A 23,797-nucleotide genomic window follows, 5' to 3' on the forward strand; every position below is an offset into this window, starting at 1 on the left:
AACCAACCTTAATGGCGCCGCTCATCGCGCAGGTCATGGTGGTGGCGCCGCGCGTAGCCGGCGTAGGCGGCCGCCGCAGCCGCCGCGACCCCGGCGACGAGCATGGGCGCCATCCAGGCCGGCGCCGGCGAGCGGTACCCGCCGGTGACGCCGCGTCCTTCCTCCATCGGCTCGAACAGGTTGCCGTCGCTGGCCGGGGCGGCGGGGGTGCGGCTGAAATGGCGGTGGGCGCCGCGGCCGGCGATCCGCTCCATCAGGCGCGGCGCGACGGCATGGCCGAGACGGGTCAGCGGAGTGAGGGCCCCGACCATCGCCTGGGCTCGCGGGCGCAGCGCCACCGCCACGATGGTTTCCGCCACGTCCTCCGGGTCGTCGTAGAAGGGGTTTTCGGCCTGCAACTCGTGCCCGGTGTAGTTGGCGCCGTGCGTCATGCCCGGCGTGTCGGTGAAGGACGGGTAGACGCCGCAGATGTGGATGTCCGGCTGGTCGACCAGCTCCGCCCGCAGGCTCTCCAGCAGCCCTTCCTGCCCGAACTTGCTGGCCGCATAGGCGGCGGCGTAGGGGGCGGGCGCCCAGGCGCCGACCGACACGGTGTTGATGAGGGTGCCGTGGCCCTGCCGCCGGAACACCGGAATCGCCGCGTGCGCGGCGTGGAGCGTCCCGAACAGGTTGGTTTCGATGACGCGATGGTGCGCCTCGATGGGCGTTTCCTCGAAACGGCCGACCGCACCGACGCCCGCGTTGGCGACCCACACGTCGATGCCGCCGAGGTCCATCACCGCCCGCTCGGCCAGCCGCTTGACCGCGTGATGGTCGGTGACGTCGACCGGCACGACGATGGCCTCGGCGCCCAGGTTCCGGCATTCGTCGGCCACCTCGTCCAGCAGCCCCTCGCGCCGGGCAGCCAGCACCAGCCGGGCGCCCTGCCGCGCGAAGGCCTGCGCGGTCGCCCGCCCGATGCCGCTCGACGCGCCGGTGATGACCACGCGGGCCCCTTGCAGACTGTCCATCCGTCCCCTCCTGTCGACAGCGTATCGCCAGCGTCAACAGGGCGGGAGGCGGGGGGTTGCGGTTACGTCGGCAACGGGAGCACCATCGTTGAGCGGCGCACGCACTTGCACTACTTTATGCGGAGGCTGCGGGGGAGGCCGGCATGGGCCATATTACGATCAAGGATCTGGATGACGCTGTGATCGAGGCGTTGCAAAGCCGCGCGGACCGCCATGGCCGGTCCGTGGAGGACGAGGTGCGGGACATCGTCACGAAGTCTGTCCACAAGCCATTCACACCGGAGGAACGGGTGGCCTTTGCGGATCGCGTTCGGGCCATGACGCGTCCGGGTCCGCATCCACTGGCCGAAGAACTCATTCGTCAGGATCGGGACAGCCGATGAGGCTGATCGCCGATGCCAGCGTTGTGATCAAGTGGCTGGTCGAAGAGCCGGGTTCAGAGCATGCGCGCGGATTGCTGGGTCCGGAGAATGAATTCGAAGCTCCGGACCTGATTATCGCGGAAGTTTGCAACGTCATCTGGCGTCTGCATCGAACCGGAGTTGTGCGTACCGAACAGCACGGTCAACTCATCGAAGGGCTGCCGCGTCTCTTTGCCCGTTTCGGAAGCTTGTCCGCGCTTGCACCCCGCGCTTCGGTGATCGCCCGCACGCTCGGGCACCCAATTTACGACTGCTTCTATCTGGCTTTGGCCGAATACAGGCGAGCCCCTCTCGTCACCGCCGACCGGCGTTTCCTGAACGCCGTGTCGGGGAGCCCCTGGCAGGGGCTCGTCCGCGATCTGTACGCGCTTGGCGCCTAGATGAGCTTGATGACCAGGAAGCCGCCGACCAACGCGACGGCGAAGGCGGTGGTGACCAGGGTCAGGCGCTTTTCGATGAAGGCCCGCACCGGCTCGCCGAACCAGTAGAGCAGGGCGGCCACCAGGAAGAAGCGCATGGAGCGCGAGATGATCGACGCGCCGATGAACACCCACATGCTCAGATGCGCCACCCCCGCCGTGATGGTCAGCAGCTTGTAGGGGATAGGCGTCATGCCCTTGATGATCAGGATTTCCGCGCCGTAGTCGATGAACTTCTGGCGCAGCACCTCGAACTGGTCGTTCAGGTGGTAGAAGTCAATGACGGCGCGGCCGATGGCCTCGTACAGGAAATAGCCGATCATATAGCCGGCGATGCCGCCGACGACCGAGGCCAGCGTGCAGATCGCCGCGATGCGCCACGCCGCCTGCCGGTTGGCGAGCACCATCGGGACCAGAAGCAGATCCGGCGGGATCGGAAAGAAGGAGCTTTCCGCGAAGGAGACGCCCGCCAGCCACGCGGTGGCGTTCTTCGAGGCCGCCTTGGCCATCGTCCAGTCGTAAAGGCGCTTCAGCATGCCGGTCGCAGCCCATGGTTGGTGCCCTAGGTCACCCTTGTTTTAGCGGGGCGACGGCGGCGCGGCTACGGCCAAATCGGGGCGGCCCCGGAAAGGTCCCCGGAATTCCCCCGGAATTTCTATGATGACTTCTCCGCCGGGGTAGGCCGGGCGGCGTCCGGTTCGGCGCGGGCGTTGGGCGCGCAATCCTCGTCCAGCGGGCCGCCGGGGAAGCCGCCGGGCATGCCGCGGAAGCGGGTGTCGGGGTTGGACCCGCCGCCGCCCATCTCCTCGTCGCACACCGGTTCGATGTCGGTCTTGTGGTTCGGGTTCGGGGTTTCGGTCGGGTGCTGCTGCTGGGGTTCGCCAGCCATGCCGGTCGCTCCGTGACTTGCGGATAGGACACTGGGAACAGCCTCCAGTCCCGGCGGTTCCCGCCCGTCAGCCTCCGCCGCGCTGGAAGGCCCGGTCGAAGCGGGCGAGAAAGGCGGTCCGCTCCGCCTCGTCCCAGCCCCGGAAGGCGAAGCCGACCCGCAGGCGCGGGATCGCCACCGGGCCGAAGCGGCGGGGCGGCAGTGGTTCGACGTGCAGGTCCACGCCGCCCGCCTCATCCCCGATGCGCACCCGGTCCCCGTCGGCCCGCCAGGGAAGCGCGCCGACGGCTCCGGGCAGCAGGCGCAGCAGGTCGTCCCAGGTCAGCGCCATGTCCTTGCTGATCATTCAGCCCGTCAGCCGCCGGCCACGGGCGGCCACATGGCGACGGCGTCGCCCGCTTTCAGCGGGTGATGGTCGAGCTGGCTGGGCGCGACATAGACCCCGTTGACCAGCACGAGGTGGCATTTCTCCCGCGCCATGTTCAGCCGGTCGATGACGTGGGCCGGGGTGGCGTCCTCCGGCAGCTCGATCCGCGTCTGGTTCTGCTTCGATCCCGGCGGCAGGTGCTGGGACAGCGTGGCGTAGAGCTTGACGACAATCTCCATGATCCCTCCGGGAAGCCCAGGGCTGGGTGGCGGGCGGGCGCCCGCCCCCTTTCCGTGGGCTTACGTCAGATGGGTGCGGGCGATGTAGGCTTCCATGAGGCGGTGCGGGTCCGCCTGCAGCCGGGCCTTCCAGGGGCCGAGCTTCGTGCCCGTCTGGATCAGCCCGCGCAGCACGCCGACATGCTGGGTCATGCCGATGGCCGTGCCGCCCACCAGCACGTCGTCGGCGAATTGCAGGTTCAGGTACTTGTAGTTGGTGTCGTCCACCACTTCGATCGAATCGCCGCCGTCCACCCCGGCCCACAGCCCGAAGGAGCTGGAGATCAGCCCCACCGTGTCCAGCACGTTCATCTGGAGGCTGCCGTTGTACTGGATGTTGTGGCCGGCCATGTTCATGGCGGCGATGCGCCCGTGCTCCGACGCGGTCGGCTGGATGGCGTGGACGTCGTGCGCCTTGGTCGAGAAGTCGTAGCCCTGGGCCACGTCGCCGGCGGCGTAGATGTCGTTCACGCTGGTCCGCATGTAGCGGTCCACCATGATGCCGCGGTCCAGCTTGACGCCGCTGTTCTCCAGGAACTCCACGTTCGGCCGCACGCCGGCCGACACGACGACGAGGTGCGCGGCCAGCATCTCGCCGCTGTCCAGTTCCACGTCCAGCGTGTCGCGGCTGTCGGTCGGCTCCTTGCGCTTCAGGAAGCCGAAGATGCCCCGGCTCTTTTCCGCCGCGACGTTCTGCAGCGACTTGATCTTGGTGTTGGTCAGGACGCGGATGCCCTTGGCCTCGCACCAGCGGCGGATCATGGTCCCGGCGATGGGGTTCATCATGCGGGGGACCATGCGGTCGCCCATCTCCACCACCGTCAGCTGCACGCCGCGCGCGGCCAGCGCCTCCAGCACGATGCAGCCGATGAAGCCGGCGCCCATCAGCACGACGTGCGTGCCGGGCTCGGCCAGCTTCATGATGTTGCGGGTGTCCTCCAGCGTCCAGCAATGGTGGACGCCCTTCAGGTCCAGGCCTGGAATGGGCGGACGGACGGGCCGCGCGCCGGTGGCGATCAGCAGCCGGTCGTATTTCAGATGGGTGCCGTCGGCGAAGTCGATGCGCTTGTTGTCGGGCATCAGCGAGGTGGCGCGCGCGTTCACGCGGACATCGATGCCCTTGGCGGCGAAGTGGTTGTCGCCCTTGCGCAGGTGGGTCCCCGCCTCGCCGATCTTGCCGGTGAGGACGTAGGGGATGGCCATGCGGGAATAGGGCGGCTCGTTCTCGCTGCTGACGAGCGTGATGGAGCCGGTGGGATCGGCCTTGCGCAGGGTTTCCGCCGCGACAACGCCCGACGGCCCCGCCCCGAGAACGACGTAATGCATTTTATGGCCCTCATGGGGAAAGCATCACTCCCTCTCCCCTCCGGGGAGAGGGGCGGGGTGAGGGGGATGTCGGGGGACCGTACGCTCAGGCGATGCCGGACCCCCTCACCCTAACCCTCTCCCCGGAGGGGAGAGGGGACTTGAGGCGATGTCAGAGCGCCAGCCGGGCCAGCGTCTCGCTGGTCGGCACGCCGTCCGGCGTCCAGCCGCGGATGTCGTAGTATTCCGGCAGCATCTTGGCGAGATCGTTGACGCGGCCCTTGGCGGGGCCGGAGTTCGCCGGTTCGGACAGCAGGCGCTTGGGCAGCGTGTCGTCCTTGGCGGTGAAGCCGGCGGCGAGGTTGAACTGGCGCTCCAGGTTCCAGATGCGCTCGCCCGTCTCGACCATGCGCTCCACGGTCCAGCCGCCTTCGATGTCCGCGTCCACCTGCGGGGCCACGTCCTGGAGGGTCCAGGCGAAGGAGGTGAAGATGCAGATGCCGGCACTGTCGAAGGCTGCCGTGGCGTCCTGGAAGGCCTTCACCAGACCGGCCTTGCCGTCGGTCGCCAGCGGATCGGTCTTCTCCGGGATGCCCAGGATCTCCGAGGCCACGGTGTAGCTGCGCAGGTGGCAGGCGCCGCGGTTGGAGGTGGCGTAGGTCAGGCCCATGCCCTGGATGCCGCGGCTGTCGTAGGCCGGGAATTCCTGGCCCTTGACGCCCATGTGGAAGTCCGGATGGCCGTACTTCTCGCACAGCAGCTTGGAGCCCAGGCCGATCTCAGCGCCGAAGCCCTCGCCCTTGCCGGTCAGCTCGGCGAGCTGGGTCAGCGCCTCGGCCGAGCCGAAGCGCAGCTCGATGCCGCCGGTCTGTTCCGTCGTGATGGCGCCGATCTCGAACAGCTCCATCGCCGCCGACACGGTGGCCCCGAAGCTGATCGGGTCCATGCCCTGTTCGTTGCAGATGAAGTTGGCGAAGGTCAGGGCTTCCAGATCGTCCACGCCGGTGTTGGAGCCCAGCGCCCAGGCCGCTTCATACTCCAGACCGCCCGACGCACCCCAATACTGCGGCCGGTTGACGACCGTGTAGTGGGTCTTGTCGATCACGCTGACGCGGCCGCAGGCGATGGTGCAGCCGAAGCAGGCCTGATTGGCGGCGAGGTTCGACTTGCCGTCGGTCGGGCGCTTCTCGGCCATCGCTTCGGCGGAGATCTTGTGCGCGCCCTCGAACTGGATGTCGCGGTGGTTGCGCGTCGGCATCGCGCCGGTCTCGTTGATGACGTTCATCAGGACCTGCGTGCCGTAGGTCGGCAGGCCCTGGCCCGTCACCGCGTTGCCGGACAGAACGGCCTTGGCGGCGTTCGACGCCTGGAAGAAGGCGTTGAAGTCGCGGACGCCGACGCCCTGCGTGCCGCGCACGGCGACGGCCTTCAGGTTCTTCGACCCCATCACGGTGCCGACGCCGGACCGGCCGGCGGCGCGGTGCAGGTCGTTGACGATGCAGGCGTACTTGACGCCCTTCTCACCGGCGAGGCCGATGGTGGAGACGCGGATCAGCGGGTCCTGAAGCTCCGCCTTGATGGCGTGCTCGGTGTCCCAGACCGACTTGCCCCACAGGTGGTCGGCGGGGATCAGACGCGCGTTGCCGTCCTCGACGAACAGGTAGACGGGCGAGGGCGCCTTGCCCTCGAAAATGATCATGTCCCAGCCCGCGAACTTCAGCTCCGCGCCGAAGAAGCCGCCGGAGTTGGAGCAGGCGATGGCGCCGGTCAAGGCGCCCTTGGTGATCACCGTATAGCGCCCGCCGGTCGACGCCATGGTCCCGGTCAGCGGGCCGGTGGCGAAGATCATCTTGTTGTCGGGCGACAGCGGATCGACCTTCGGGTCGATCTCTTCCACGAGGTACTTCGTGCCGAGACCGCGGGAGCCCAGATACTTCTGTGCCCACTCCATGTTCAGCGGTTCGGACTTGATCGTGCCGGCGGTCAGGTTGACGCGCAGGATTTTACGTGCCCAGCCCATATCGGTGGCCCCCCTCAGTTCGCGCGAGCGCCGGTGTCGGTCTTGGCGGCCCAGGCGCGCATCTTGTCCAGCCCGGTCCAGTTCGAATCGACGAAGGTGATCGCCTGCGTCGGGCAGGCCTTGGCGCACGCCGGATCACCCTCGCACAGGTCGCACTTCATGACCTTGCCGGAGGAGGCGTTGTAGTTGATGGTGCCGAACGGGCAGGCGATCGTGCAGACCTTGCAGCCGACGCAGAGGTCCTCATGGACCTCCTTGGCGCCGGTGGCGAGGTTGATCTTGATCGCGTCCACGGGGCAGGCCTGCATGCACCACGCTTCGGAGCACTGGGTGCAGGTGTAGGGCACGAAGCGCGCCTCGGCATCGAAGGTGAAGACCTTGATGCGCGACTTCGATGGATTGAACACGCCTTCGTTCTCGTAGGAACAGGCCATTTCACATTGCCGGCACCCGGTGCATTTGCCCGGGTCGATGTTGAGCGAGCGCTGCATCGACGCACTCCCTAAGCGCGGTGAACTTCTGGAACCGAGGTGTTATCGGGTCGGCACGTCACCGCTCCTCCTTCGCGGGGAAGGGGAGACGGGCGTTCGCCCATTTTCATTTTTTCGAAATCGAGCCTATGCGCGCACGCGGGTCGGAGCAAGGTCGGCGGCGTCGCAGGGCATCGTACTTTAGGCGGAGAGGGGGCGCGATGCCCCCTCCCTCCCGCTTCGTGGGTCCCTCCCTCCCCCGCTTTCGGCGGTGGAGGGTTAGGGAGGGGGCAACGGCGGTCACTTCGTCGCGGTCTGCAGATACGCAATCAAATCCGCCCGGTCCTCCGGCTTTTGAATTCCGCCGAACGCCATGCGGCTGTCCGCGATGATCGACCTCGGGTCGGTCAGGTAGCGATCCAGCGTCGTCGCGTTCCAGGTGATGCCGGACGCCTTCAGCCCGTGGGAGTAGTTGGCGTAGCTCTCCACCGTGCCGGCCTTGCGGCCGAACAGGCCGTGCAGGGTGGGGCCGATGCGGTTCTTGCCGGCCTCGGTCGTGTGGCAGGACTTGCACTGGCGGAAGAGCTTCTCGCCGTTGGCAGGGTCGCCCTCGGCTTGGGCGGTGGCGGTCAGGGCCAGCAGGGTGGTGGCGGCGAGAACGGTGCGGGTCGCGGTGAGCATGGGGTAAAAGCCTCCCTCGTTTCGCCGCGCGGACGAGTGGCGGCGTCGGGGGCAGACTTTACGGATCGTCCGCGTCGGGAATATTGGACTTTGGATCGGCGTCGCTCACGCTTCCGTCCGCCAGTTCCGGCTTCAGCGCCTCGTTCAGCCAGGACAGGTGGGGGGACGCGGCCTTGCGTGCCTCCTCCTCCATCCTGCGGTAGCGGGCGATGACCTCCTGCCCGAAGGCGGTCAGGCCGGCGCCGCCGCCCTCGCGCCCGCCGACGTTGGTGCGGACCACCGGTTCGCGGAAGGCGCTGTTCATCGTCTCCACCAGGAACCAGGCGCGGCGGAAGGACATGCCGAGCGACCGCGCCGCCGCGGAGATCGAGCCCGTGCGGTCGATCGCCTCCAGAAGCGAAACCTTGCCGGGGCCGATGGCCCCCGACGGATGCAGGAATCGCACCCGGATGTCGGTCGTCATGTCCGTTCGTCTCGTCGCGTGCAGAAGGGTCGTCCTTCGCCCAAGGTACCATTTACGGCCATGGGGTCATTCCACAAAACTCACGCCGTCTTACCAGCCGGTGCCCACCGGCTGCGTCTTTCGGCCGCAGCACGGCCGATCCAGCAGGCGCCGGGGTTTCCTCTGAGCCCGGCCCGCGACGGAGGGCGTCCGTCGAACCTCAGCCGGGGACCCCATCGCGGGTCCCCGGCGCTTTTCGGGGCCAGACTCCGGCCTTCAACCAAAGTCGAATTTACCGGAAGGGCCGAAAGCCGCGATAACGGTGGGGCGCTGTGACGGGAAATGCATATCGGGCGATATGACATTTTTCTCATAGCGAACCACAATCCGCATCGGGAGGACACGGTCGTGATCCATCAGGCTCTGGAATCGCTCAGCAAGCAGGTCGCCATCCGTCCGCGCTACGACAATTTCATCGGCGGCCAGTGGGTTGCCCCCACCAAGGGCCAGTACTTCACGAACCTGACCCCGATCACCGGCAAGCCGCTGTGCGAAGTCGCCCGTTCCACGGCCGAGGACGTCGAGAAGGCGCTGGACGCCGCCCACAAGGCCAAGGACGCCTGGGGCCGCACCTCCCCGGCGGAGCGCTCGCGCATCCTGAACAAGATCGCCGACCGCATGGAAGAGCGCCTGGACGTGCTGGCGCTGGCCGAGACGCTGGACAACGGCAAGCCGATCCGCGAGACGACCCACGCCGACCTGCCGCTCGCCATCGACCACTTCCGCTACTTCGCCGGCTGCATCCGCGCCCAGGAAGGCACGATCGCGGAAATCGACCACACCACCTACGCCTACCACTTCCATGAGCCGCTGGGCGTCGTCGGCCAGATCATTCCCTGGAACTTCCCGCTGCTGATGGCCGTGTGGAAGCTGGCCCCCGCGCTGGCCGCCGGCAACTGCGTCGTGCTGAAGCCGGCCGAGCAGACCCCGATGGCCATCATGGTCATGATGGAGATCATCGGCGACCTGCTGCCGGAGGGCGTCATCAACGTCGTCAACGGCTTCGGCGTCGAGGCCGGCAAGCCGCTGGCGCAGAGCCCGCGCATCTCCAAGATCGCCTTCACCGGCGAGACCTCGACCGGCCGTCTGATCATGCAGTACGCGTCGGAGAACATCATCCCGGTCACGCTGGAGCTGGGCGGCAAGTCGCCGAACATCTTCTTCTCCGACGTGATGGCCGAGGACGACGAGTTCCTGGACAAGGCGCTGGAAGGCTTCGCCATGTTCGCGCTCAACCAGGGCGAGGTCTGCACCTGCCCGAGCCGCGTGCTGATCCAGGAGAAGATCTACGACAAGTTCATGGAGAAGGCTCTGGCCCGCGTCGCCGCGGTGAAGCAGGGCAGCCCGCTCGACCCGGCCACCATGATCGGCGCGCAGGCCTCCATCGACCAGCTTGAGAAGATCCTGGGCTACATCGACATCGGCAAGTCCGAGGGTGCGAAGGTCCTGATCGGCGGCGAGCGCGCCCACCTCGGCGGCGAGCTGGAAGGCGGCTACTACGTCAAGCCGACGGTCTTCGAAGGCCACAACAAGATGCGCATCTTCCAGGAGGAAATCTTCGGGCCGGTCGTGTCCGTGACCACCTTCAAGACCGAGGACGAGGCGCTCGCCATCGCCAACGACACGCTGTTCGGCCTGGGCGCCGGCGTGTGGAGCCGCGACGGCAACCGCGCCTTCCGCATGGGCCGCTCCATCCAGGCGGGCCGCGTGTGGACCAACTGCTACCACCTCTACCCGGCCCACGCGGCCTTCGGCGGCTACAAGCAGTCGGGCATCGGCCGTGAGACGCACAAGATGATGCTCGACCACTACCAGCAGACCAAGAACCTGCTGGTCAGCTACAGCCCGAAGGCCCTGGGCTTCTTCTGATCGCGGAGGCGCCCGACGTTGGGTTTCGGCTGCACCTCAACCCAACCTACGAAAGACCGCTCTCGCAGGTTGGGTTGAGCGAACGCGAAACCCAACGTCGGGCCCCCCCCTGATCGTTGTTCCCTTCATCTTCCTCCCCGGAGGGGAGAAGGGATTTCGGCAGCACCGATGGTTTTGTTCTCCTCCCTGTGACTTCCGGCCGGGGGCCTTCGCGGCCTCCGGCCTGCTTTCTTTGGAGCATCCGCCCATGGTCGAACGTGTCGTCGCCACACCGGCCGCCCTGGAGCTGATCGAAAAGCTGCGCGGGCTGTACGGGGCTTTGTTCTTCCACCAGTCCGGCGGATGCTGCGACGGCAGCGCGCCGATGTGCTTCCTGGAAGGGGAATTCCGGCCGGGCGGGCAGGACGTCCGGCTCGGCGCGATCGGCGGCTGCGAGTTCTACATGGGCGCAGCCCAGTTCGAATACTGGCGGCACACCCAGCTCATCATCGACGTGGTGCCGGGGCGGGGCGCCAGCTTCTCGCTGGAGGCGCCGGAGGGCGTGCGCTTCCTCACCCGCTCGCGCCTGTTCACCGACGAGGAGATGGAGTGCCTGCAAATCCTGTGACGATATGATGATTTTAGCATAGCGCCAGACCGCGGAACTTGGTATGTAGACTGTGACTTTGGGAATTTTCCCGGTCTCGTACGGCCGCAGGCCCGCCTGACCCCCGTCAGTCCGGCCCCTTTGCGCGGCGGTGCATTTGGAACCGAACTCGGCGCCCCCGCCCTCCCGCGGGTGGCGCCATTTTCGTAGACTGCCCGGTATTCATGCAAAGCCTGGTGGTTCCCTTAGACGATGGTCGAATGCCCGTGGAGGCCCGTCGGCTTTGCCCGGCGCGTGCCGGTGGGGTAACGTTAGCGTGAGCCCAAGACTCAAGCGTTTTCCCTTCGGGCGGTGGATGCCATGCCGATGCTGACCGGAACCCGCTACCCGCACAGTTCTTCGCCCGCCCCGTTCCCCACCGGCGAAGCGCCCGCGCGCCCTCCATTGCCGCGCGCCGTCTCCATGGCGGAGGACGCGCGGACCGCCGCGCGGGAACTTCACGACGCGCTGTGCGGGCCGAACTCGCCGAGCCCCGATCTGGAGATGGCGCTGGTCTTCTGCTCCGCCCATTACGACCGGGAGGAGCTGGCGGCGGCGCTGGCCGAGCTGTTCGGGCCAATCCCGGTGGTCGGCTGCACCACGGCGGGGGAGATCACGCCCTTCGGCTACGCCGCCGGGTCCCTGGTCGGCATCGGCTTCCCGCGCGAGGACTTCACCATCGTGGCGCGGCGCATCGACGACCTCGACCGCTTCTCCATCGCGGAGGCGCCGCGTGTGCTGCGAAGTCTGCTGGAGCAGCGCGACGCGGCGCTGGCCGCCCGCACCGACGATTTTCTGGACCGGGGCAGCTTCGCCTTCCTGATGATCGACGGCATGTCCCGCTGCGAGGAGATGGTCGTCAGCGCGCTGCACAGCGTGCTGATGGACATCCCGCTGTTCGGCGGCTCCGCCGGGGACGAGCTGCGGTTCGAGCGCACCTTCGTCCTGAACGAGGGGCGCTTCCACACCAACGCGGCGGTGCTGCTGCTGGTCACCACGGCGCGGCGCTTCACCGTGTTCCGGACGGAGCATTTCGTCGCCTCCAACCGCAAGATGGTGGTCACCGGCGCCGACCCGCAGAGCCGCATCGTGACCGAGATCAACGCGGAGCCCGCCGGCCGCGAGTACGCCCGCATGGTCGGGCTGGAGGGCGAGCCGCTGACCCCGATGATCTTCGCCGCCCATCCCGTGGTGGTGCGGGTGGGGGGCGAGTATCACGTCCGCTCCATCCAGAAGGTCAACGAGGACGAGAGCCTGACCTTCTACTGCGCCATCGACGAGGGCATCGTCCTGACCGTGGCGGAGGGCGTGGACCCGGTGGAGAATTTCGAGGGCATGATGCTGCGGCTGGCCGCGGAACTCGGCGGGCCGCCGGACCTCGTGCTCGGCTGCGACTGCATCCTGCGCCGGCTGGAGCTGGAGCAGCGGCAGCTGAAGCAGGTCATGTCGGATTCGCTGGCCCGCCACAAGGTCGTCGGCTTCTGCGCCTACGGCGAGCAGTACAACGCGATGCACGTCAACCAGACCTTCACCGGCGTTGCGATAGGTGCGCGATGACGCTCATGTTCTCCGACCGGCCCGGCCCGGCCCCAAGCCCCGACGAACAGACGCGCCTTGCCGCGCTGGAGCGCGAGAACGCCAAGCTTCGCCGCATCAATCAGGTGCTGATGGACCGGGTGGAGCGGTCCATGGACGTGCAGGGGGGCGCCTTCTCCCTGTTCCAGACCGCCATCGTGCTGGAGCAGAAGGTGCGCGAGCGCACGCTGGAACTGGAACGGGCCCTGCGCGAGCTGGAGAACAGCCACCGCGACCTCGCCCGCGCCAAGGAACTGGCCGACACCATGCGCACCCGCCTGTCGGAGGCCATCGAGTCGGTCAACGAGGGCTTCGCCATCTTCGACAGCGACGACCGGCTGGTGCTGTGCAACAACAAGTACCTCGCCCTCTGGCCGGAAATCCGCGACCGCATCATGCCGGGCGTGCGCTTCAAGGACATCGCGGAGCTGGCCGCCTCCTCGCGCTCCGTCGCCGACGCCTACCCGCGCCCCGACCTGTGGCTGGCGCAACGGCTGGCGCAGCACCGCGAGCTGAAGGGACCCTACATCTACCGCCTGTCGGACGGCCGCTGGATCCAGGTGAACGAGCGGCGCACCCGCGACGGCGGCGTGGTCGGCATCTACACCGACATCACCGACATCAAGGAGCATGAGACCCGCCGGCGCGAACGCGAACTGGCGGAGAAGTCGGCTCTGCTCCAGGCCACGCTGGACAACATCGCGCAGGGTGTCGGCGTGTACGACCGCGACCAGCGGCTGGTCGCCTGGAACGAGCGTTTCGCCGGTCTCCTGCGCCTGCCCGAGAATGTGGCCTGCAAGGGGGCGAGCTTCGCCGACTTCGTGCTGCACCACGCCGCACTCGGCGACCGCGGGCTGGCGCTCAGCGCGCTGATGATGCCGAGCTGTCTCGTGGAGCAGCCCTGGCTGAATGACACGGTGCTGGAGATCAGCCGCAACCCCATGCCGGGCGGCGGCTTCGTCATGACCTTCACCGACATCACCGGGCGCAAGCAGGCCGAACAGGCGCTGCGCGACAGCGAGCAGCGCATCCGGCTGGTCACCGACGCGGTGCCGGCGCTGATCGCCTATGTGGACGCGGAGCAGCGCTTCCGCTTCGTCAACAAGGCCTATGAGGACTGGTTCAACCGCAAGCGCGAGGAGATCGAGGGCCAGTCCATGTGGTCCGCCCTCGGCGACTCCTATTACGCGGTGCGCCGCCCCTATGTGCAGCGGGCGCTGGCCGGCGAGGAGGTCACCTTCGAGCTGGAACTGCCCAGCCAGAACGGCGACGGGCCGCGCTATGCCGTCGCCACCTACATCCCGCATTTCGGCGAGACCAAGGCCGGCGGCAAGCCGGAGGTGCTGGGCTATTTCGGCCTGATCCACGACATCACCGAACGGCGCCTTGTCGCGGAGGCGCTGGCCGACGCCAAGGACAGCCTTGAGCGGCGCGTCGCCGAACGCACGGCCGAGCTGACGCGCCTCAACGGCCAGCTCCAGCAGGAGATCGCCGAGCGCATCGCGGCGGAGGAGGCACTGCGGCTCGCCAAGGCGGAAGCGGAGCAGGCCAACCTGTCCAAGACCCGATTCCTGGCGGCGGCCAGCCACGACCTGCTGCAACCGCTGAACGCCGCGCGCCTGTTCGTCTCGGCGCTCAGCGACCTGGAGCAGCCGGCCCAGAACCGCGGGCTGGTGGACAACATCGACGTGGCGCTGGCCTCGGTCGAGGATCTGCTGTCCACGCTGCTGGACATTTCCAAACTCGACGCCGGCGCGGTGCGGCCGGAGGTGGCGGACTTCCCGATCAAGAGCCTGCTCGGCGCGCTCGCCACCGAATACGCCGCCGTGGCGGGGGAACGCGGGCTGACGCTCGATGTCGTCGGCAGCCACGCGGTGGTGCGCAGCGACATCCGCCTGCTGCGCCGCATCCTCCAGAACTTCCTGTCCAACGCCCTGCGCTACACCCCGGCCGGCTCGGGGGCGGGGCGGGTGCTGGTCGGCTGCCGCCGCACCAAGGCCGGCCTGCGCATCGAGGTGTGGGACACCGGCCCCGGCGTGCCGGCCGACAAGCTTGGCGAAATCTTCCAGGAATTCCGCCGCCTCGACACGCCCTGCGCCAACGAGCGGGTGCGCGGCATGGGCCTCGGCCTCGCCATCGTGGAGCGCGTGGCGCGGATGCTCGACCACCCGATCACCGTGCACTCCACCCCGGGGCGCGGCTCCGTCTTCGCGGTGACCGTGCCCTTCGGCACCTACGCCCGCCCGGCCCGCGTGCTGGAAGCCCCGGTGCGCACGGCGACCAACCGGCTGGCCGGGACGCGCGTGCTGGTCATCGACAACGAACCGGCGGTGCTGGCCGGCATGCGCGCGCTTCTGGAAGGCTGGGGCTGCGCGGTGGCGACCGCCGCCAACGGCGACGAGGCGCTGGCCGCGGTGGCCGCGGTGGCGCCGGACGTGCTGTTCGCCGACTACCACCTCGACAACGGGGTGATCGGCCTGACCGAGATCGCGCGGGTTCGCGCACGCTGCGGCCCGGACCTCCCCTCCATCCTCATCACCGCCAACCGCACCGCCGATCTGGTGGAGGAAGCGCAGTCCCAAGGCTGCCAGGTCCTCAACAAGCCTGTGCGCCCCGCGCAGCTCCGCGCCCTGATGACCGGCTTGCTGGGGTGATTTCCCCCTCGCCCGCCTCCGGCGGGAGAGGGAAGGGGCCCATGGCGTAGCCATGGGAAGGGTGAGGGCAAGGTTTTGCCGAAAATCCTCCGTACCCATTACCATGATTCTCGGGCTGACCTTGCCCTCACCCTCCCACCGCTTCGCGGCGGGTCCCTCCCGGTTGCTCGCAAGTCTCGCAACCTCGCTTCGCCTACAGGTGCCTTTGGCACCTGTCCGGCCTCCGGCCGTCGGCTACGCGCCCATCGGAGATGGGCGAGGGGAAAACAAAAGCCCCTCACCCCTCCTTGCCGGGGACGACCCACCACGCCGCCGGGTAGCCGCTGTTGCGGAAGTCCAGGTCGTATTTCGGGCTCTTGTCCGGAAAGGCCAGCTTCGTCTTGTAGGCGATCCAGTTTTCCGGGTTGTACCAGTGCGGGATCATGTAGAAGCCCCACAGCAGCACGCGGTCGAGCGCGCGGGTGGCGGACTGCACCGACTCCAAGTCCTTGGCCGCCAAGGCGCGGTCGATCAGGGCGTCCGCGGCGGGCTCCTTGATGCCGGCGTAGTTGGCCGATCCCTTGATGTCCGCCGCCGCCGAGCCGAAGTAACCGCGCAGCTCCGTCCCCGGCGGGGTGAAGAAGTTGAAGTTCGCCACCACCACGTCGAAGTCGAAGTCGTTCGTGCGCCGCTGGTACTGGGCGGTGTCTACGATGCGCATCGACGCGTCGATGCCGACCTTGCGCAGGGTTTCCACATAGGGCTGGACCACGCGGGTCATGCCGCCGTCGTTGTCCAGGAACTCGATGCTCATGACCTCGCCGGTCCTGGTGTTGGTCAGCTTGCCGTTCTTCAGCTCCCAGCCGGCCTCGCGGAACAGGCGTGTTGCCTCGCGCACCTGGGCGCGGTTGTTGCCGCTGCCGTCGCCTTTCGGCGGCTCGAAGGCGCTGGTGAAGACGCGCTCCGGCAGCTTGCCCCGGAAGGGCTCCAGCAGCGCCAGCTCGGCCGGTGTGGGCGGACCCTTGGCGCCGAAGTCGGAGTTCGGGAAGTTGGAGGTGGTGCGGGTGTACTGCCCGTACAGGATGTTCTTCTGGATCCAGTCGAAGTCGAACAGATACCCCAGCGCCTCCCGCACGCGCGGGTCGGCGAACTTGGCGCGGCGGCTGTTCAGGCGGAAGCCCTGGGCGCCCAGCGGCAGCTCGCTCTTGATGGCGGCGCGCTTCACCCGGCCGTCCTGCATGGCGGGGAAGTCGTAGCCGGTGGTCCAGCGCTGCGCCCGGTTCTCGGCCCGGAAGTCGTAGGCGCCGGCCTTGAAGGCCTCGAACATCACGTCGTCGTCGCGGTAGTAGTCCACCTTCACGCTGTCGAAATTGTGGAAGCCCCGCGCGGTGGGCAGGTCCTTGCCCCAATAGTCCTTCACCCGCTCGTAGGTGATGGAACGGCCGGGATCGACCGCCTTGATGCGGTACGGCCCGCTGCCGAGCGGCGGTTCCAGCGTCGTCTTTGAGATGTCGCGCCCGTTGGCCGTCCACCAATGCTTGGGCTGGGGCGAAATGGCCGTGGCGAAGTCGATGATCGGCTTGATCTCGCCCGTGGTCTTCAGCGTGATCTTCAGCCGGCGGTCGTCCAGCGCCTCCACCGAGGCCACGCGGTCCAGAAAGGATTTCAGGAAGGGGGAGCCGTGCGCCTGGATCGAGTCCCAGGCGAAGGCAACGTCCTGCGCGGTGACCGGCACGCCGTCGTGCCAGCGCGCCTCCTTGCGCAGGGTGAACACCGCCCAGCTCTTGTCGTCCGGCACCTCCACGCTTTCGGCCAGCGCGCCGTAGGCGGCGTCCATCTCCCAGCCGGAGCCGACCATCAGCCCGTCGGAGATCAGCCCCAGCGTACGCGGCGTCACGCCGCGCAGGATGATCGGGTTCAGGCTGTCGAAGCTTCCCTGCGCCCCCAGCGTCAGCGCACCGCCCTTTGGCGCGTCGGGATTGGCGTGGGGGAAGTGCGTGAAGCCCGGCTTGAACTCCGGCTCCCCGAACTGCCGCAGGGCTGTCACGGTCACGGTGTCGGCGTACGCTGGTAGAACCGCCGGCAGGGCGATCGCCAGCAGAACGGTCGTGCAGGCGGCGGCAAGGACACGGCGCATCGGGAAGCCTGTGGCTGGTGGGGGACTCCGGTGCGGCCAGTCTAGCACGGGCTGCGGGGCCGGGTACGCAACGGTATCTTACGTCCGGTTACTGGCTGTTACGCCGTCCGAAAGGTCACCAAAGAGCAGGGAGAGGCCAGAAGCAGGGTGATATGATGTCGATGATCCGGCGGACGACGGCAGAGTTTATCGGCACCTTCTGGCTGGTCTTCGGTGGCTGCGGCAGCGCGGTTCTGTCCGCCGCCTTCCCGCAGGTCGGCATCGGGCTGGCCGGCGTCGCGCTCGCCTTCGGGCTGACCGTGCTCACCATGGCCTACTCGATCGGGCATATTTCCGGCTGCCATCTGAACCCGGCGGTGACGATCGGGCTGTGGGCCGGCCGCCGCTTTCCGGCCAAGGACATCCTGCCCTATGTGATCGCGCAGCTCGTCGGCGCCTTCCTGGCGGCGCTGGTGCTGTACGTCATCGCCAGCGGCAAGGCCGACTGGTCGCTGGCCGCGAAGGGGCTGGCCGCCAACGGGTACGCTGACCATTCGCCGGGCGCGTACAACCTCACCTCCGGCCTTGTGGCGGAGGTGGTGCTGACCTTCATGTTCCTGATCGTCATCCTGGGCTCCACCGACCGGCGGGCGCCCGCGGGCTTCGCGCCGCTGGCCATCGGGCTGGCGCTGACGCTCATCCACCTGATCAGCATTCCGGTGACCAACACCTCCGTCAATCCGGCGCGCAGCACCGGTCCGGCGCTGGTCGTCGGCGGCTGGGCCTTGCAGCAGCTCTGGCTGTTCTGGGTGGCGCCGATCCTCGGCGGGGTGCTCGGCGGCTTCGCCTACCGCGTGCTGGCCGAGGAGATGCCGCCGCAGCCGGCGATCACCGGCGAAGCTCGTCCTTCCGCCTGACCCGTCCCTCCTCCCCCAACCCTCCTCAAAGGGCCTCCTCCAAGGGCAACCTTGCGGACCGCGCTCCCCGGCGCGGTCCGTTTTTCGTGCCCGCGCCCAGGCCACGGGGGCATGTCACCGCCATGTCGCGAGACCTCCGCGCGCGTCAACGGTTATTCTGGCCGTGTGTTGACGCAACCGGAGTACAGCATGCGGCAGTTCGATCCCGACTCGAACCCGATGACGGACGAGGACTATGGAATCATCCTCGGCCTTTTCATCGGCCTTTACCTCGGCCTGCTGCTCGTCTCGCTGACGTCCTGATCGAGCCGCCGGCTCATGGCCTTCCAATGGTCGGCCATGCGGTCCATCAGCTGGCGGTAGCGGCGGTCGGTCCGCATCAGCTTGCGCACCGCCTTGCCGTTGCGCGGGTCGGACAGCATCCAGCGGTCGGCGGCGTCCTGGTGTTCCGGGTGGATGGACAGGATGTAGATGGCCGCCTGCTCCGGGCCGGTGATGGCGTCCTCGTCCAGCCCTTCCAGGATCGCGCCGACGTAGAGCGGCAGCACCTTGCGGAAGTCCGCCGGTCCCGTCTCCCCGTCATCGGCACCACCGTCCGCCCCGTCGGCCATCAGCGCGCGGCGTTCGTCCCCCGGCAGGGCGAAGAAGGCGTCCAGCCCCAGCAGCAGGTCGCACACCGTCTTCTTGCGCACCATCCAGTTCGCCCCGCCCGACACGCGGGCGCCCAGCGAGCGCAGGAAGGGTTGCAGCTTCTCCGGCGAGGTCTCGAAGACGGAGCGGGCGGGCTTGGGGATCGTGATTGTCATGGTCTCTCTCAGCCGGCCAGGGCGGCCAGGGTTTCCCGGTGGGTGCGGGCATCGCCGGCGGCGACCACGCGGCCGGAGGCGTTGGCGTCGAGCGGCTTGCCGTCCCAGTCGGTCATCAGCCCGCCGGCCCCGGTCACCACCGGCACCAGCGCCGCGAAGTCGTACAGCTTCAGCCCCGATTCGACGACGAGGTCGAGATGCCCCGCCGCCAGCAGCCCGTAGCTGTAGCAGTCCCCGCCGTAGACCGACACCTTGGCCGCGGTCGCCACGCGGCGGAACCCGTCGATGTCCGATCCGGGGAAGAGGTCGGGCGACGTGGTGCCGAGCACCGCCGAGGCGAGCCCCCCGGCGCAGGCGCGCACGCGGGCCGGCTGGCCGTTGAACAGGGTGGGGCGGCCCTCCACCCCGATCCAGCGGTCGTTGATGATCGGCTGGTCAATGATGCCCAGCACCGGGCGGCCCCGGTGCAGCAGCGCGATCAGCGTGCCGAAGATCGGGCGGCCGGTGATGAAGGACTTGGTGCCGTCGATGGGGTCGATCACCCACACCCACTCGGCGTCCAGGTTTTTGGTCCCGAACTCCTCGCCATAGATGCCGTCGTCGGGGCGTTCGGCCTCGATGATGGCGCGGATGGCGCGTTCGGCCTCGCGGTCGGCGATGGTGACGGGAGAAGCGTCGGCCTTGTCGTCCACCGCGACCGGCGTGCGGAAATATTGACGGATGACCGGGCCGGAGGCCTCGGCCAGACGCTCCGCCAGCGTCACCAGGGGGGTGGGGCAGGTCTCGGTCATGGGGGACACTCCGGCGGGTCGGGAAGGGGAGGGCGCATCCTAATCGGGCTTGGCGCGGGCGCAAACCTCGAATGCGGGGGGAGGGTTGCAGCAAAGTCGCCTTCCCCACCGGCCAGGGTTGTGGCAGCCTCTCCCCATGCGCGAACGACCGAACACCTACGCGGGCATCCCGCTCGACCGCGCGGCCCACCGCCGCAAGAACAAGGACTGGCTGGCGGAGGCCTGGGCCTCGCCCACGGCGCGGCTGCTGCCGGTCTCCAACTCCCGCAACTTCGTCAGCGGAGCCGCCGAGGAGCCGCGCGCCGTCTTCATCCCCTGCGCGGGCGACTGGGGGGCGGAGCCGGTGTTCCTTGGCCTGCTGGAGGAGTCGCCGCTGTTCGCGCTGGACCTCACGGCACACGGGGCGCTGGAGGACCACCCGGCCTTCGCCGGACTCGGCCGGTTCGAGGACCTGCGCACCGTCGGCCCGCTGATGCCGGTGACGGAGGCGGGGCTGTGCGCCTACGCCCGCGGCATCGCCTGGTGGAACGCGCGGCACCGCTTCTGCGGCGTCTGCGGCTCCGCGGCGGCGAGCGCGGAGGGCGGGCATGTGCGCGTCTGCACCAACCCCGACTGCGCCACCCACCATTTCCCGCGCACCGACCCGGCGGTCATCATGCTGGTGCACGACGGCGCGGGGCGGGTGGTGCTGGGCCGCAACAACCGCTTCCCGCCGGGCCTGCATTCCGTGCTGGCCGGCTTCGTCGAGCCGGGCGAGAGCCTGGAGGACGCCGTCGCGCGCGAGGTGTTCGAGGAAGTCGGGCTGACCGTCACCGACATCCGCTACCACTCCTCGCAGCCCTGGCCGTTCCCGTCCTCGCTGATGCTGGGCTTCAGCGCGCGGGCGGTGGACCTGGACATCCGCACCGACCAGGACGAGTTGGAATCCGCCCGCTGGTTCGACCGCGCCTATCTGCGCGACGTCGTTCCCAGCGAGGAATTCCGCCTCGCCCGCCCCGACAGCATCGCCCGCCGCATGCTCGACGAGTGGGTCGCGGAGGGGTGACCGCCCGCTAATGCCGCCCGCTAATGCCGGATGATCGGGTGCGTGGGGCGCACCGGCGACCGGCGGCGGTCGCAGGGGCTGGGGTGCCGTTCGCAGGTTTCACGGTACAGGACCGTCAACGCCTCCGCCCGGCCGGGGTGGTGAAGCTGGTTGGCGGCGCACAGGTTGTCCCAGACCATCTGCCGGATCGCCGCGTCCCCCCAGGGGTTCGTCAGCAGAGCGGCCCCCTTCTCCAGGGCGGCCGTGAAGGGCAGGCGTTCGTGCAGCGCGATTTGCGTGACCTCATCCTGGTCCAGGTCGGCAAGGACGAAGCAGTCTTCCAAGGTGATCATGGCGTCCTCCATCCCGATGATGGTGCCATGGCCGTCGGCGGGGGTGATCGTCGCCGGATGCCCCGTCAGCCGCCGTGGTTGCGGGCCGCTGCGAGCGGCGCCGTCATTGTGGAGGATTTATAGCATATTTACGGATTATTCAGCGATGCGGCAGAACGGCCCAGGGCGGGCCCAGGGCGGGCCCAGGGCGGGCCCAGGGCGGGCCCAGGGCGGGCCCAGGGCGGGACTGTCCTCAATCTTCGCCGATCCGCTGGCTTTCCTGATAGCGGAAGGGGTTGGCGGGATAGACGCCCAGGATCTTCACCTCGCGGGCGAAGAAGTCCAGTTCCTCCAGCGCCAGCTTCAGCGAGCGCTCGTCGGGGTGGCCTTCCACGTCGGCGTAGAACTGGGTGGAGGTGAACTGCCCGCCCAGCATGTAGCTTTCCAGCTTCGTCATGTTGACGCCGTTGGTGGCGAAGCCGCCCATGGCCTTGTAGAGCGCCGCCGGCACGCTGCGCACGCGGAAGACGAAGGTGGTGATGACCTTCCCCTGTCCCAGCGGCGGCATCTTCGGCTCGCGCGCCAGGATCAGGAAGCGGGTGGTGTTGTGCGTTGCGTCCTCGATGCTGCCCTTCAGGATGTCGAGCCCGTAGATCTCGGCGGCGAGCGAGGAGGCGATGGCGGCGTGCTGCGGGTCGTTCAGCTTGGCGATCTCGGCGGCGGCCCCGGCCGTGTCGGCGTGGGAGATGGCCTGCAAGCCCAGCTCGCGCGTCATCTTGCGGCATTGCGACAGCGCCTGGATGTGGCTGCGCACCGTCTTCAGCCCGTCCAGCGTGGCGCCCTTCGGCGCCAGCAGCTGGTGGTTCACGCGCTGGAAATGCTCCCCGATGATGTGCAGCCCGCCTTCGGGCAGCAGGTGGTGATTGTCCGCCACGCGGCCGGCGACGGAGTTCTCCACCGGGATCATGGCCAGCGCCGCGCGCCCCTCGCGCACGGCGGCGAAGGCGTCCTCGAACGTGGCGCAGGGCAGGGTCTTCATGTCCGGGAAGACGGTCCGGCAGGACAGGTCCGAATAGGCGCCGGGGAAGCCCTGGAAGGCGATCACGTTCGAGTTCGGCATGGGCTGGTCTTTTTACTGGGAGGCGCGGCGGGCGAGGATCGCGCGGGCGCGTTCGAGGTCGGCGGGAGTATCGACGCCCAGCGGAACCGCGTCAACGACGGCGGCGTCGATGCGCATGCCGAAGGCCAGCGCGCGCAGCTGCTCCAGCCGCTCCCGGTTCTCCAGCGCGGACGGCGGCAGCCGGACGTAGCGCTCCAGCGCGGCGCGGCGGTAGGCGTACAGCCCGATGTGGTGGAACAGCGGCCCGTCGCCCCAGGGGGCGGTGGCGCGGGTGAAGTACAGCGCCCGGCCGCGCTTCGCGCCCGGCGGCAGCTCCAGCACGGCCTTCACCACGTTGGGGTCGGTGCGCTCCTCCTCCCGGGTGATCTCCACGACCAGCGTGGCGATGTCCACCTGCGGGTCGGACAGCGGCGCGAAGGCGGCGCGCACCACGGCGGGCTCGATGGTCGGCAGGTCGCCCTGCACGTTGACCACCGCGTCGTACTTGCCCTCGGGGTCGAGCAGGCTGACCGCCTCGAAGATGCGGTCGGAGCCCGAGGGATGGTCCGGCCGGGTCAGCACGGCGGTGCCACCCGCGGCCTCCACGGCCTTGGCGATCTCCGGCTCGGCGCAGGCGACGACCACCGGGCCGATCTCCGCCTCCACGGCGCGGCGCCAGACCTGGACGATCATGGGCGCGCCGGCGATGTCGGCCAGCGGCTTGCCCGGCAGGCGCGTCGAGGCCATGCGGGCCGGGATGACCACGATCGGGTTGGACGGGGGCGGGTTGGCGTCGCTCATGGAACGGGTAATCCGTGTCACGTCTTCGGGTGGCGGGGGTGAACCATGGATCCCACTTTCCGTCAAGGGGCGCGGCACCACCACGGAGCCGGACCCGGCAGCCGCCGGGCCGGTGACAACCCGCCGCGCTCACGCTATCGTGCGGGGAAACGCCGCGGACCCGGACGGCCGAAGGAGCGGTCGGAACCGGGGCTCGAACCATAAAAAGAGGGGTTGAGACGTATGAGCATGGAGTGGAACAAGATTTTCGGCGCCGTGCTGCTGGCGGGGCTGATCGCCATGTTGACGGGTTTCGCGGCCGAAGTTCTGGTGCACCCGAGACACCTTGAAAAGGCGGCCTATGTGGTCGCCGTTCCGGAAGGGCAGGGCAAGGGCGGCGACAAGGGTGCTGCGGCGGCCGGCGGCCCGGGCGACATCGTCCCGCTGCTCGCCAAGGCCGATCCGGCGGCCGGCCAGACGGCGGCCAAGGCCTGCGCCGCCTGCCACAGCTTCGACAAGGGTGCCGCGGCCAAGGTCGGCCCGAACCTCTACGGCGTCGTCGGTGCCAAGCACGGCCATATGGAAGGCTTCGCCTATTCGGACGCCATCAAGGGCAAGTCCGGCGACTGGACCTTCGACGAGCTGAACAAGTTCATCTATGACCCGAAAGCCTACGCGCCCGGCACCAAGATGACCTTCGCCGGCATCAAAAAGGACCAGGAGCGCGCGAACGTCATCGCCTACCTGCGCACCCTGTCCGACAACCCGGTTCCATTGCCGAAGTAATCGCCTCTCAAGCCGTAGGTTGGGTTGAGCGTCAGCGAAACCCAACACACGCCGCACCGCGGACCCGTTGGGGTTTTTCTT

Annotated in this window: 25 protein-coding genes; 9 read left to right on the plus strand and 16 right to left on the minus strand. The window is 68.4% G+C overall.

Annotated features, from left to right (window positions below; all coding sequences use genetic code 11):
- Positions 1 to 8 precede the first annotated feature (8 nt).
- Positions 9 to 1,010, minus strand: coding sequence for an SDR family oxidoreductase (locus ACSVC7_RS01195; protein WP_448204008.1), 1,002 nt, complete (start codon positions 1,008 to 1,010; stop codon positions 9 to 11).
- Between the two features lie 143 nt (positions 1,011 to 1,153).
- Here ACSVC7_RS01195 and ACSVC7_RS01200 point away from each other — a divergent pair, with 143 nt between their 5' ends.
- Both ACSVC7_RS01200 and ACSVC7_RS01205 read left to right on the plus strand, forming a co-directional pair.
- Positions 1,154 to 1,393, plus strand: a complete 240-nt coding sequence (locus ACSVC7_RS01200) for a FitA-like ribbon-helix-helix domain-containing protein (RefSeq protein ID WP_448204009.1) — start codon at positions 1,154 to 1,156, stop codon at positions 1,391 to 1,393.
- On the plus strand, positions 1,390 to 1,812 hold the full coding sequence (locus tag ACSVC7_RS01205) for a type II toxin-antitoxin system VapC family toxin (protein ID WP_448204010.1): 423 nt from the start codon (positions 1,390 to 1,392) through the stop codon (positions 1,810 to 1,812). Before ACSVC7_RS01200 ends, ACSVC7_RS01205 begins: the two co-directional genes overlap by 4 nt.
- Here the strand turns inward: ACSVC7_RS01205 and ACSVC7_RS01210 are convergent.
- The 9 genes from ACSVC7_RS01210 to ACSVC7_RS01250 form a co-directional block, all read right to left on the minus strand.
- Positions 1,809 to 2,387 (minus strand): YqaA family protein, encoded by a 579-nt coding sequence (locus tag ACSVC7_RS01210; RefSeq protein ID WP_448204011.1) that lies wholly within the window; start codon positions 2,385 to 2,387, stop codon positions 1,809 to 1,811. The genes ACSVC7_RS01205 and ACSVC7_RS01210 overlap by 4 nt on opposite strands.
- A gap of 119 nt (positions 2,388 to 2,506) precedes the next feature.
- Complete coding sequence (locus ACSVC7_RS01215) at positions 2,507 to 2,740, minus strand: hypothetical protein (protein ID WP_448204012.1); 234 nt, start codon at positions 2,738 to 2,740, stop codon at positions 2,507 to 2,509.
- Between the two features lie 67 nt (positions 2,741 to 2,807).
- On the minus strand, positions 2,808 to 3,086 hold the full coding sequence (locus ACSVC7_RS01220) for a hypothetical protein (protein ID WP_448204013.1): 279 nt from the start codon (positions 3,084 to 3,086) through the stop codon (positions 2,808 to 2,810).
- Positions 3,087 to 3,094: 8 nt separating this feature from the next.
- The gene (locus ACSVC7_RS01225) at positions 3,095 to 3,346 is read right to left on the minus strand and encodes a MoaD/ThiS family protein (protein WP_448204014.1); all 252 of its coding nucleotides are present in this window, start codon (positions 3,344 to 3,346) and stop codon (positions 3,095 to 3,097) included.
- 60 nt (positions 3,347 to 3,406) lie between these two features.
- Positions 3,407 to 4,711, minus strand: a complete 1,305-nt coding sequence (locus ACSVC7_RS01230; RefSeq protein WP_448204015.1) for an NAD(P)/FAD-dependent oxidoreductase — start codon at positions 4,709 to 4,711, stop codon at positions 3,407 to 3,409.
- 151 nt (positions 4,712 to 4,862) lie between these two features.
- Positions 4,863 to 6,710 (minus strand): aldehyde ferredoxin oxidoreductase family protein, encoded by a 1,848-nt coding sequence (locus ACSVC7_RS01235; RefSeq protein WP_448204016.1) that lies wholly within the window; start codon positions 6,708 to 6,710, stop codon positions 4,863 to 4,865.
- A gap of 14 nt (positions 6,711 to 6,724) precedes the next feature.
- Positions 6,725 to 7,201 carry a 4Fe-4S dicluster domain-containing protein gene (locus ACSVC7_RS01240; RefSeq protein ID WP_448204017.1) on the minus strand — a complete coding sequence of 159 codons (477 nt, stop codon included), beginning with the start codon at positions 7,199 to 7,201 and terminating at the stop codon, positions 6,725 to 6,727.
- Positions 7,202 to 7,480: 279 nt separating this feature from the next.
- Complete coding sequence (locus tag ACSVC7_RS01245; RefSeq protein WP_448204018.1) at positions 7,481 to 7,861, minus strand: c-type cytochrome; 381 nt, start codon at positions 7,859 to 7,861, stop codon at positions 7,481 to 7,483.
- Positions 7,862 to 7,919: 58 nt separating this feature from the next.
- Entirely contained in the window at positions 7,920 to 8,324 is a 405-nt protein-coding gene (locus tag ACSVC7_RS01250) for a winged helix-turn-helix domain-containing protein (RefSeq protein ID WP_448204019.1), read from the minus strand.
- A 387-nt stretch (positions 8,325 to 8,711) separates the two neighbouring features.
- Here ACSVC7_RS01250 and adh point away from each other — a divergent pair, with 387 nt between their 5' ends.
- The 4 genes from adh to ACSVC7_RS01270 all read left to right on the plus strand — a co-directional run bounded on the left by adh (position 8,712) and on the right by ACSVC7_RS01270 (position 15,086).
- Positions 8,712 to 10,232, plus strand: a complete 1,521-nt coding sequence (gene adh, locus ACSVC7_RS01255; RefSeq protein ID WP_448204020.1) for an aldehyde dehydrogenase — start codon at positions 8,712 to 8,714, stop codon at positions 10,230 to 10,232.
- 247 nt (positions 10,233 to 10,479) lie between these two features.
- A complete protein-coding gene (locus ACSVC7_RS01260; protein WP_448204021.1) occupies positions 10,480 to 10,839 on the plus strand; it encodes a DUF779 domain-containing protein in 360 nt (119 codons plus the stop codon).
- 339 nt (positions 10,840 to 11,178) lie between these two features.
- Positions 11,179 to 12,414: a nitric oxide-sensing protein NosP gene (gene nosP, locus ACSVC7_RS01265; RefSeq protein ID WP_448204022.1), complete on the plus strand. Its 1,236-nt coding sequence runs from the start codon at positions 11,179 to 11,181 to the stop codon at positions 12,412 to 12,414.
- Positions 12,411 to 15,086, plus strand: a complete 2,676-nt coding sequence (locus tag ACSVC7_RS01270) for a hybrid sensor histidine kinase/response regulator (RefSeq protein WP_448204023.1) — start codon at positions 12,411 to 12,413, stop codon at positions 15,084 to 15,086. Before nosP ends, ACSVC7_RS01270 begins: the two co-directional genes overlap by 4 nt.
- A gap of 277 nt (positions 15,087 to 15,363) precedes the next feature.
- Here ACSVC7_RS01270 and ACSVC7_RS01275 read toward each other — a convergent pair whose 3' ends face one another.
- Positions 15,364 to 17,202, minus strand: coding sequence for an extracellular solute-binding protein (locus ACSVC7_RS01275; protein WP_448204024.1), 1,839 nt, complete (start codon positions 17,200 to 17,202; stop codon positions 15,364 to 15,366).
- A gap of 152 nt (positions 17,203 to 17,354) precedes the next feature.
- On the opposite strand from ACSVC7_RS01275, the gene aqpZ reads away from it, so the two are divergent.
- Positions 17,355 to 18,098: an aquaporin Z gene (aqpZ, locus tag ACSVC7_RS01280; protein WP_448204025.1), complete on the plus strand. Its 744-nt coding sequence runs from the start codon at positions 17,355 to 17,357 to the stop codon at positions 18,096 to 18,098.
- 266 nt (positions 18,099 to 18,364) lie between these two features.
- On the opposite strand, the gene ACSVC7_RS01285 is transcribed toward aqpZ, so the two are convergent.
- Positions 18,365 to 18,904 carry a hypothetical protein gene (locus tag ACSVC7_RS01285; protein ID WP_448204026.1) on the minus strand — a complete coding sequence of 180 codons (540 nt, stop codon included), beginning with the start codon at positions 18,902 to 18,904 and terminating at the stop codon, positions 18,365 to 18,367.
- A gap of 8 nt (positions 18,905 to 18,912) precedes the next feature.
- Positions 18,913 to 19,695 carry a histidinol-phosphatase gene (gene hisN, locus ACSVC7_RS01290; protein WP_448204027.1) on the minus strand — a complete coding sequence of 261 codons (783 nt, stop codon included), beginning with the start codon at positions 19,693 to 19,695 and terminating at the stop codon, positions 18,913 to 18,915.
- Between the two features lie 136 nt (positions 19,696 to 19,831).
- On the opposite strand from hisN, the gene nudC reads away from it, so the two are divergent.
- The gene (gene nudC / locus ACSVC7_RS01295) at positions 19,832 to 20,740 is read left to right on the plus strand and encodes an NAD(+) diphosphatase (protein WP_448204028.1); all 909 of its coding nucleotides are present in this window, start codon (positions 19,832 to 19,834) and stop codon (positions 20,738 to 20,740) included.
- Positions 20,741 to 20,760: 20 nt separating this feature from the next.
- On the opposite strand, the gene ACSVC7_RS01300 is transcribed toward nudC, so the two are convergent.
- The 3 genes from ACSVC7_RS01300 to ACSVC7_RS01310 form a co-directional block, all read right to left on the minus strand.
- A complete protein-coding gene (locus ACSVC7_RS01300; RefSeq protein WP_448204029.1) occupies positions 20,761 to 21,072 on the minus strand; it encodes a hypothetical protein in 312 nt (103 codons plus the stop codon).
- A gap of 232 nt (positions 21,073 to 21,304) precedes the next feature.
- A complete protein-coding gene (locus ACSVC7_RS01305) occupies positions 21,305 to 22,171 on the minus strand; it encodes a prephenate dehydratase (protein WP_448204030.1) in 867 nt (288 codons plus the stop codon).
- A gap of 12 nt (positions 22,172 to 22,183) precedes the next feature.
- Positions 22,184 to 22,951: a 3-deoxy-manno-octulosonate cytidylyltransferase gene (locus ACSVC7_RS01310; RefSeq protein WP_448204031.1), complete on the minus strand. Its 768-nt coding sequence runs from the start codon at positions 22,949 to 22,951 to the stop codon at positions 22,184 to 22,186.
- A gap of 222 nt (positions 22,952 to 23,173) precedes the next feature.
- On the opposite strand from ACSVC7_RS01310, the gene ACSVC7_RS01315 reads away from it, so the two are divergent.
- Positions 23,174 to 23,716, plus strand: coding sequence for a c-type cytochrome (locus ACSVC7_RS01315; protein WP_448204032.1), 543 nt, complete (start codon positions 23,174 to 23,176; stop codon positions 23,714 to 23,716).
- Positions 23,717 to 23,797 lie beyond the last annotated feature (81 nt).

This window comes from Azospirillum mesophilum (genome assembly GCF_053470405.2).

Bases quoted from the DNA above. Each gene is read 5' to 3' on its own strand.
- ACSVC7_RS01195 (WP_448204008.1), bottom strand. From the start codon at position 1,010: ATGGACAGTCTGCAAGGGGCCCGCGTGGTCATCACCGGCGCGTCGAGC.
- ACSVC7_RS01200 (WP_448204009.1), top strand. From the start codon at position 1,154: ATGGGCCATATTACGATCAAGGATCTGGATGACGCTGTGATCGAGGCG.
- ACSVC7_RS01205 (WP_448204010.1), top strand. From the start codon at position 1,390: ATGAGGCTGATCGCCGATGCCAGCGTTGTGATCAAGTGGCTGGTCGAA.
- ACSVC7_RS01210 (WP_448204011.1), bottom strand. From the start codon at position 2,387: ATGCTGAAGCGCCTTTACGACTGGACGATGGCCAAGGCGGCCTCGAAG.
- ACSVC7_RS01215 (WP_448204012.1), bottom strand. From the start codon at position 2,740: ATGGCTGGCGAACCCCAGCAGCAGCACCCGACCGAAACCCCGAACCCG.
- ACSVC7_RS01220 (WP_448204013.1), bottom strand. From the start codon at position 3,086: ATGATCAGCAAGGACATGGCGCTGACCTGGGACGACCTGCTGCGCCTG.
- ACSVC7_RS01225 (WP_448204014.1), bottom strand. From the start codon at position 3,346: ATGGAGATTGTCGTCAAGCTCTACGCCACGCTGTCCCAGCACCTGCCG.
- ACSVC7_RS01230 (WP_448204015.1), bottom strand. From the start codon at position 4,711: ATGCATTACGTCGTTCTCGGGGCGGGGCCGTCGGGCGTTGTCGCGGCG.
- ACSVC7_RS01235 (WP_448204016.1), bottom strand. From the start codon at position 6,710: ATGGGCTGGGCACGTAAAATCCTGCGCGTCAACCTGACCGCCGGCACG.
- ACSVC7_RS01240 (WP_448204017.1), bottom strand. From the start codon at position 7,201: ATGCAGCGCTCGCTCAACATCGACCCGGGCAAATGCACCGGGTGCCGG.
- ACSVC7_RS01245 (WP_448204018.1), bottom strand. From the start codon at position 7,861: ATGCTCACCGCGACCCGCACCGTTCTCGCCGCCACCACCCTGCTGGCC.
- ACSVC7_RS01250 (WP_448204019.1), bottom strand. From the start codon at position 8,324: ATGACGACCGACATCCGGGTGCGATTCCTGCATCCGTCGGGGGCCATC.
- ACSVC7_RS01260 (WP_448204021.1), top strand. From the start codon at position 10,480: ATGGTCGAACGTGTCGTCGCCACACCGGCCGCCCTGGAGCTGATCGAA.
- nosP (WP_448204022.1), top strand. From the start codon at position 11,179: ATGCCGATGCTGACCGGAACCCGCTACCCGCACAGTTCTTCGCCCGCC.
- ACSVC7_RS01270 (WP_448204023.1), top strand. From the start codon at position 12,411: ATGACGCTCATGTTCTCCGACCGGCCCGGCCCGGCCCCAAGCCCCGAC.
- ACSVC7_RS01275 (WP_448204024.1), bottom strand. From the start codon at position 17,202: ATGCGCCGTGTCCTTGCCGCCGCCTGCACGACCGTTCTGCTGGCGATC.
- aqpZ (WP_448204025.1), top strand. From the start codon at position 17,355: ATGATGTCGATGATCCGGCGGACGACGGCAGAGTTTATCGGCACCTTC.
- ACSVC7_RS01285 (WP_448204026.1), bottom strand. From the start codon at position 18,904: ATGACAATCACGATCCCCAAGCCCGCCCGCTCCGTCTTCGAGACCTCG.
- hisN (WP_448204027.1), bottom strand. From the start codon at position 19,695: ATGACCGAGACCTGCCCCACCCCCCTGGTGACGCTGGCGGAGCGTCTG.
- nudC (WP_448204028.1), top strand. From the start codon at position 19,832: ATGCGCGAACGACCGAACACCTACGCGGGCATCCCGCTCGACCGCGCG.
- ACSVC7_RS01300 (WP_448204029.1), bottom strand. From the start codon at position 21,072: ATGATCACCTTGGAAGACTGCTTCGTCCTTGCCGACCTGGACCAGGAT.
- ACSVC7_RS01305 (WP_448204030.1), bottom strand. From the start codon at position 22,171: ATGCCGAACTCGAACGTGATCGCCTTCCAGGGCTTCCCCGGCGCCTAT.
- ACSVC7_RS01310 (WP_448204031.1), bottom strand. From the start codon at position 22,951: ATGAGCGACGCCAACCCGCCCCCGTCCAACCCGATCGTGGTCATCCCG.
- ACSVC7_RS01315 (WP_448204032.1), top strand. From the start codon at position 23,174: ATGAGCATGGAGTGGAACAAGATTTTCGGCGCCGTGCTGCTGGCGGGG.